Raw genomic sequence first — 1,508 nt, 5'->3', positions numbered from 1 at the left:
CTTACCGTCAATAGGGCGATGGCCATGGATATAAGTCCCGCCAAAGCGAAAATCCACCAACTCACCGTGGTCTTAGTGGCAAAGCCTTCCAACCATTTTTGCATGGCGTACCATGCAATCGGTACGGCTATCAAAAACGCAAATACCACCCACTTTATAAAATCCTTGTTGAGCATCGCCAATATTTGGGACACCCTGGCCCCGTTGACCTTACGGATACCGATTTCTTTCGTCCTTCGGGCCATGGCATAGGCCGATAGGGCAAAAAGGCCCATACACGAAAGGATGACCGCCAATATGGAGAACCAACCGATTACCGTGTTTACCTTTATATATTCCTTGTACTGTTCGTTGAGTTTGTCGTCGGCGAAGAAGTAGGATAGGGTCGAGCCTGGAAGCACTTTGCCCCACTTTTCTTTTAGCAAATCGACGACCTTTAAACTTGATCCCTTTTTTGCCTTTACGGAAAGATAGTTCCAGTCGGTAAAACTTTCCTGTTCCGAAAAGAAATGTGCCAAGGGCTGCATTTCGCGCTGTATGCCCTGATAGCTGATATCATCGATTACGCCGATAATGGTGTAGGGCTCCCCCGATTCAGAGCCTTCATGGAGTACTTTCCCAATAGGATCGGCAATGCTCAATTCGACTATGGCCTTCTTGTTCAATACGACGGTGTTTTTATGGGATAGGCCATCCTTTTCAAAACCGGAACCGTTTAACAGATCGATACCGAAGGTTTTAAAATAGTTCTCACCCACGTACGCCTTTCTGAGATAAAGCGTTTCGCCATTGTTTTTTCCTTCGGGATAAAAAACGTTATAATTTTCATTGTAAGTGCCTGGAATGTTTCCCGAAAAACTTACCGATTCGATAAAAGGACTGGCCTCCAGTTCTTCGGATATCCGTTTAAAGTTTTGGGATGTAGCTTCCGGATTTTCGAACTGCCAGCTATCCAGTTGGGCAATAATCACATTTTCGTTGTCGAACTTAGGGTCTTTATGGAGCATGTAATCAATCTGTTTCCGCACCAAGAATGTTCCCGAGATCAGCACAATGGCAATGACGAATTGCACCACGATCAAAGAATAGCGGGAAGCTGATTTTTTAGTATCCCCTGAAAACACATTTCCCCGTAGGCTTCGGGTCAATTTTCCCCGGGCCCAGAACAGGGCGGGAATACTACCGGATAAAAGACCGACAATGCCCCAAATCAATGCAAGTACGCCCAACCAAATTGTATTTTCGAAAGGATCGAAGCTCAAATTGGCCTCGAATAGTTGGTTAAAGGCCGGAAGCAGCACGATCAAAAGAACCATACCAAGGATTAGGGCGATAAAACTCACCAGCAGCGATTCCGTTATAATTTGTTGGAAAAGCGTACGGGAAGTAGCCCCATGGACTTTTTTAATGCCGATTTCCTTGATCCGTGCCATGGAACCGGTGATGGTCAGATTGATAAAGTTAACTATAGCGATACCGATGATGCCCAAGGCTATAATGGCCAGAAT

General features: G+C 45.5%; 1 protein-coding gene. It reads right to left on the bottom strand.

Annotation, left to right across the window (positions count from 1 at the left end; translation table 11 throughout):
* The coding region (locus ACEW8S_RS12885; protein ID WP_373518550.1) for an FtsX-like permease family protein at positions 1 to 1,508 on the bottom strand (1,508 nt) is incomplete at both ends.

Origin of the sequence: Pricia sp. (genome assembly GCF_041745955.1) — a bacterium.
In the GTDB taxonomy this organism is placed as follows: domain Bacteria; phylum Bacteroidota; class Bacteroidia; order Flavobacteriales; family Flavobacteriaceae; genus Pricia.
Note: the sequence above shows the minus strand (reverse complement) of the source record. Positions and strands in the feature narration are given on the sequence as shown.